This is a genomic window from Cupriavidus gilardii (genome assembly GCF_017598945.1).
GTDB classification, from domain to species: domain Bacteria; phylum Pseudomonadota; class Gammaproteobacteria; order Burkholderiales; family Burkholderiaceae; genus Cupriavidus; species Cupriavidus gilardii_E.
Genome location: NZ_JAGFTW010000042.1, coordinates 21,150 through 27,168 on the forward strand (window position 1 = coordinate 21,150; position 6,019 = coordinate 27,168).

The following is a 6,019-nucleotide window of genomic DNA, read 5'->3' on the forward strand; positions in this document are numbered from 1 at the left end:
TCCCGATTCTTATTCCACGCCGCCCAGATAGGCCTCGAGCACCGCGGGGTTCTTCTGCACGTCCTCGGGCACGCCCTCCGCGATGCGCGTGCCGAACTCCATCACCACCAGCCGGTCGGTCAGATTCATCACGAAGTCCATGTCGTGCTCGACCAGCAGCACGCTCATGCCCTCGCCCTTGAGCTTGCGCAGCAGTTCGGCCAGCGCCTGCTTTTCCTTGTAGCGCAGGCCGGCGGCCGGCTCGTCGAGCAGCAGCAGCGCGGGATCGCAGCACAGCGCGCGGGCGATCTCGAGAATGCGTTGCTGGCCGAGCGCCAGGCTGCCCGCTTCCATGTACATGCAGTCGGCCAGGCCCACGCGTTCGAGCTGGCGCCTGGCCTCGAACAGCAGCTTGGCCTCCTCGCCGCGGTTCATCCGCAGGATCGCCGCCGATACGCCGCCCTGAGGCCGGTAGTCGCCGCGCAGATGCGCGCCGATCGCGACGTTCTCCAGCACCGTCATGGTCGGCAGCAGATGCACGTGCTGGAAGGTACGGCCGATGCCGCGCTTGACGATCTCGCGCGACGGCAGATTGGTGATGGCCTCGCCGCGGTAGTGGACCTCGCCGCGGGTGACCGGCAGCACACCGGTGACCAGATTGAAGGTGGTCGACTTGCCGGCGCCGTTGGGCCCGATCAGCCCGACGATCTCGCCGGCGCGTACCTGGAAGCTGACGTCATTGACCGCCACCAGTCCGCCGAACTCCTTGCGTGCAGCGCGCACGTCGAGGATCAGCTCGCCCGCCTGCGGTTTCTGCCGCACCGGCAGCGCCGCCGCCTGCTGCGGCGCGCGCACCGGCGGACCGCTCGGCCACGCCTTGCGCAGGAAGGGCCAGAGGCCGTCGCGCGCGTACTGCAGCAGCAGTACCAGCAGCACGCCGAAGACGATGATCTCGAAGTTGCCGTTGGCCCCGAGCAGCTTGGGCAGCACGCCCTGCAGCATGTCCTTCAGGATGGTCAGGATGCCGGCGCCGAGCACTGCGCCCCAGACATGGCCGACGCCGCCGACCACCGCCATGAACAGATACTCGATGCCGTAGTTCAGGCCGAACGGCGTCGGATTCACCGCGCGCTGCAGATGCGCGTACAGAAAGCCCGAGATGCACGCCAGCACCGCGGCGACGACGAACACCACCACCTTCATCCACGCGGTATTGACACCCATCGCCTCGGCCATCACGCCGCCGCCCTTCAGCGCACGGATCGCGCGGCCCGGGCGCGAGTCGAGCAGGTTCTGCATCGCCAGCACCGCGAGCAGCACCACCACCCAGATCAGATAGAACATCGAGCGGCCGGACTGCAGCTCGAAGCCCAGCAGCGACAACACCGGGATGCCGTTCAGGCCGTCGTACTTGCCGAGGAATTCGAGGTTGCCGAACAGGAAGAACAGCGACAGCCCCCAGGCGATCGTCGCCAGCGGCAGGTAATGCCCGGACATCCGCATCGTGATCAGCCCGATCACATAGGCCGACGCCATCGTGATCACCAGCCCGACCAGCAGGCCGAACCACGGCGACAGCCCGTATTGCGTGGTCAGGTAGGCGGTGCTGTAGGCGCCGAGCCCGACGAACGCCGCCTGCCCGAACGAGGTCATGCCGCCGACGCCGGTCAGCAGCACCAGGCCGATCGCGACGATGCTGTACAGGCCGATGTAGTTGCCGAGCGTGATCCAGAACTCGGGCGTCGGCAGCACCGGCAGCAGCGCCAGGATCGCGGCGAACGCGATCAGCAGCAGCCGGTTGCGCAGGTTCGCGCTGCCGGAGGTCGTGGCCGGGATGGGCTGCGTCGCGGCCGCCGCCGTGTCGGAGGCCTGCTGCGTCCGTGTTGTCTGTGTGGCTTGCCGTTGCATCATTCCTCGTCTTCCACATGTTTGCTGGTCAGCGAGCGCCATAGCAGCACCGGGATGATCAGCGTGAACACGATGACCTCCTTGAACGCACTGGCCCAGAAGGACGAATAGGATTCGAGCAGGCCCACCAGCAGCGCGCCGGCGGCCGCCACCGGATAGCTGACCAGCCCGCCGACGATCGCGCCGACGAAGCCCTTCAGGCCGATCAGGAAGCCGGACTCGTAATAGACCGTGGTCAGCGGGGCGATCAGAATGCCGCACAGCGCGCCCATCGCCGCGGCCAGCGTGAACGACAGCCGGCCCGCCTGCGTGGTGCCGATGCCGACCAGGCGCGCGCCCAGCCGGTTGACCGCGGTCGCGCGCAGCGCCTTGCCGGTCAGCGTGCGGTCGAAATAGAAGTACAGCGCGGCGATCAGCAGCGCGGAAACGCCGATCACCCACAGGCTCTGGCCCGACACCGACAGCGCGCCGACATCGAAGCGCGCGTCGGAGAACGCGGTGGTGCGCGAGCCTTCGGCGCCGAACATCACCAGCCCCAGCCCGACCAGCGCGAAGTGCACGCCGACCGAGACGATCAGCAGCACCAGCGTGCTGGCCTCGGCCAGCGGCTGGTAGGCGATGCGGTACAGCATCGGGCCCATCGGCACCACGATCAGCAGCGTCAGCGCGATCTGCGCCAGCATCGGCAGCGGCTGCGCGCCATAGGCCTGCGTCAGCCAGTGCACCGCGAACGGAAAGACCAGGTACTTGCCGGCCAGCACCGCGAGCCGGCGGCCGGCGCTGCGGCGCAGTTCGGCGCTGCGCAGCACGGTGGCGCCCTCGTAGACGAAGGTCAGCACGCCCATCGCCACCAGCAGCCACGAGGTCTGCGGCGCATGGCCGGCCTGCATCACCGCCAGCGTCAGCGCGCCGTAGGCGACGAACTCCCCTTGCGGGATGAAGATGACGCGGGTCACCGAAAACACCAGCACCAGGGCCAGCGCCAACAGCGCGTAGATCGCGCCGGAGGTGATGCCGTCCTGAGCCAGGATGGCCGCAATCGAGAGGTCCATGATCTCCCCGAGGAGTTGCCGCGATGCAGCGAATTACGAAATAGTAAAGGTCTTACGCTACGAGGAAATCCGCGCGAACCCTAGCCGGTATCTGTCGCTCGGTCTTCTCCCCTCTCCCGCCTTGCGGGAGAGGGGAGCGTCCCACGGCAAACGGAAAGCGCGCCTCAAAACAAAAAAGGCGCATGGTGCGTCCATGCGCCCTGCCGCGCGGCGAAGCTGTCGGGCGTGCCTACTTCTGCAGCTTCCACTTGCCGTCGACGATCTGCACCATCACGCGCGAGCGCTGGTCCAGGCCCAGATGGTCGGTCGGGCTCATCGTCATGATGCCGTGCGAGACCGGCAGCTCCCTGGTCTGCTCCAGCGCGTCGCGCAGCGCCTTGCGGAATTCCGGCGTGCCCGGCTGCGCCTTCTTCAGCGCGACGGGAATCGCGCGCTCGAGCAGCAGGCCGGCGTCCCAGGCGTGGCCGCCGAAGGTCGACACCTGGCCGCCGAAGGCCTTCTCGTAGGCGGTCTTGTAGGTCAGTGCCGGCTTCTTGACCGGATTGCTGTCGGGCAGCTGTTCGGCGACCAGCAGCGGACCGGCCGGCAGCAGCGTGCCTTCGCAATCCTTGCCGCAGACGCGCAGGAAGTCGGGGTTGGCGACGCCGTGCGTCTGGTAGATCTTGCCCTTGTAGCCGCGCTCCTTCAGCGCCTTGGCCGGCAGCGCGGCCGGCGTGCCCGAGCCGGCGATCAGCACCGCGTCGGCGTTGGCGGCCATGATCTTCAGGATCTGGCCGGTGACCGAGGTATCGGTGCGGGCGAAGCGCTCGTTGGCCACCACCTTGATCTTGCGGATGTCCGCGACCTTGGCGAACTCCTGCGACCAGCTTTCGCCGTAGGCATCCGCGAAGCCGATGAACGCCACCGTCTTCACGTTGTTGTTGCTCATGTGCTCGGAGATCGCGGTCGCCATGTGCGAGTCGTTCTGCGGGGTCTTGAAGACCCAGGCGCGCTTGGCGTCCATCGGTTCGATGATGCGCGCCGACGCCGCCATCGTGATCATCGGCGTGCCGCTCTCGGCGACCACATCGACCATCGCCAGCGAGTTCGGCGTCACGGTCGAGCCGACCACCGCGTCGACCTTGTCCTCGCTGATCAGCTTGCGGGTGTTCTTGACGGCGGTGGTGCTGTCCGAGGCGTCGTCGAGCACGATGTATTCGACCTTCTTGCCGGCGATCTCCTTGGGCAGCAGCGTGAAGGTGTTCTTCTCGGGGATGCCCAGCGAAGCGGCGGGACCCGTGGCCGATACCGTCACCCCGACCTTGATCTGGGCCTGGGCAGCGCCGGCGCACAGACAGGCGGCGGCGAAGGCCAGCATGCTGGCGCGCTTGAAATTCATCGTGTCTCCTTCTTCTCTCAAGCCGGCATGCATCGCACCGGCTTGCCACCGGTCCGCGCCTGGCTTGTTGTTCTGACGGATCGTGCCGCGCTGCTTGCGCCGCTCTCCCCCGTCGTGCCCGATCCCGTCCGCGCGTGCCTTCCTTGCTGGAAGGTCGCGGCCGCTCCCAGGTCGGCCGACGCCGGATTTCATTCGCCGACCGAGCGGTCGGGAATTCGCACCGAGTCTAACACAGCGACCCTTGGCGCCAAGGCAGGATTAACCCGCATCGCCAGCAGCGGCGCGCCTTTCCGAGACGCGCCGCGCGTGCGCAGCGGTCAGCCGGCGAAGGCGTCCCAGGCCGTTTTCAGGATCAGCGCGGTCACCACCAGCAGGAAGACCTTGCGCACGAAACCGCTGCCGTGCTTCAGCGCCAGCCGGCTGCCGAGCTGGCTGCCGATGACGTTGCCCACCGCCATCACCAGGCCCAGTTCCCACCAGACGTGGCCCCTGAAGCCGAGCAGCATCAGCGCGGCGACATTGGTGGCCAGATTGACGAGCTTGGTGGAAGCGGCGGCGTGCAGGAAGTCGTAGCCGAACAGCCGCACGAACATGATCATCAGGAAGCTGCCGGTGCCCGGCCCGAAGATGCCGTCGTAGAAGCCGATCGCCGCGCCGCCCAGCAGCGCGACCCAGCGCTCGCGCGCGCCCGACAGCGTCGGCGCATGTTCGGCACCGAGGTCCTTCTTCGCCAGCGTATAGACCAGCAGGATCGCCAGCACGAAGGGCAGCAGCTTGCGCAAGGGCTCGGCCGGGACCAGCGTCAACGTGTAGGCACCGGCCATCGAGCAGAGGAAGGCCGCGGCCACGGCGGGCCCGGTGGCGCCCCAGTAGATCCGCACGCTGCGCGCGTAGCGCACCGCGGCGTTGAAGGTGCCGGCCATCGAGGCGACCTTGGTGGTACCGATCAGCGTCGCGGGCGCATGGTTCGGGTACGCGCTGAAGATGGCGGGAATCTGGATCAGGCCACCGCCACCGGCGACCGCGTCGATCAGACCGGCCAGCAAGGCGGCGGCAAAGAGGAAAGCGAACTCCATTCGAACATCCGGGAAAACGGGAACGGGAAGCCGCGGCCGGCACGGCGATCCGGACCGGTGGCGGACAAAGCGGGCCGGGCCGGCAGAACAGGCAAAACAGGCAGGACGGGCGAGGACTCCGGGGAATCAGGCGAGCTGCTTGGCGGCCGGGGCCAGGTCGCGATGCCACAGCCCGCACGGCAGCCGGCTCAGGCCGCTGTCCGGCTCGCCGGCGCCAGGCAGCCCCGGCGCCCACAGCAGATGGCGCACGCCATGCGCCCGGCACCAATCGGCGAGCCAGTCGCGGCAAGAAGCGAGGATTGCACCACTTTCGTGCGTTCCGGGCAAGCACCATGCTTCGCCGACCATCGCGGCCAGCCCGCCCAGATCGAGGCGCGCCATCAGCTGGACCGGCACGCAGCCGACCAGCGTGCCCTGTTGCTGCGCCAGCAGGCACAGGCCGAGTTCCGGTCGCTGCAGCAGCCGCTCGAGCATCGCGGCGCGGCCCCGCTGCAGCAGCACCGCGGCCGGCGCGCACGTCTGCAGCCAGTCCGCCAGCATCGGCTGGTCGGCGGGAAAAGCCTGGCGAGTCAGAGAGGGGGGGGTGGGGGCGGCGGCGCCGGGGGGAGCTGGGACGGCTGGGAGGG

At 68.3% G+C, this 6,019-nt stretch carries 5 protein-coding genes; all 5 read right to left on the reverse strand.

Annotation, left to right across the window (positions count from 1 at the left end):
• Positions 1-9: 9 nt before the first annotated feature.
• A complete protein-coding gene (locus tag J5T34_RS15120; RefSeq protein WP_244258935.1) occupies positions 10-1,887 on the reverse strand; it encodes a branched-chain amino acid ABC transporter ATP-binding protein/permease in 1,878 nt (625 codons plus the stop codon).
• The gene (locus tag J5T34_RS15125; RefSeq protein WP_174106005.1) at positions 1,887-2,939 is read right to left on the reverse strand and encodes a branched-chain amino acid ABC transporter permease; all 1,053 of its coding nucleotides are present in this window, start codon (positions 2,937-2,939) and stop codon (positions 1,887-1,889) included. Before J5T34_RS15125 ends, J5T34_RS15120 begins: the two co-directional genes overlap by 1 nt.
• A 229-nt stretch (positions 2,940-3,168) precedes the next feature.
• Entirely contained in the window at positions 3,169-4,317 is a 1,149-nt protein-coding gene (locus J5T34_RS15130; RefSeq protein WP_208580437.1) for an ABC transporter substrate-binding protein, read from the reverse strand.
• 317 nt (positions 4,318-4,634) lie between these two features.
• The gene (locus tag J5T34_RS15135; RefSeq protein ID WP_208580438.1) at positions 4,635-5,393 is read right to left on the reverse strand and encodes a TSUP family transporter; all 759 of its coding nucleotides are present in this window, start codon (positions 5,391-5,393) and stop codon (positions 4,635-4,637) included.
• A 126-nt stretch (positions 5,394-5,519) separates the two neighbouring features.
• A partial coding sequence (locus J5T34_RS15140) for a hypothetical protein (RefSeq protein ID WP_244258931.1) occupies positions 5,520-6,019 on the reverse strand: 500 nt, incomplete at its 5' end.

Coding starts and splice junctions, on each gene's coding strand:
- J5T34_RS15120 (WP_244258935.1), bottom strand. CDS start 1,887: ATGCAACGGCAAGCCACACAGACAACACGGACGCAGCAGGCCTCCGAC.
- J5T34_RS15125 (WP_174106005.1), bottom strand. CDS start 2,939: ATGGACCTCTCGATTGCGGCCATCCTGGCTCAGGACGGCATCACCTCC.
- J5T34_RS15130 (WP_208580437.1), bottom strand. CDS start 4,317: ATGAATTTCAAGCGCGCCAGCATGCTGGCCTTCGCCGCCGCCTGTCTG.
- J5T34_RS15135 (WP_208580438.1), bottom strand. CDS start 5,393: ATGGAGTTCGCTTTCCTCTTTGCCGCCGCCTTGCTGGCCGGTCTGATC.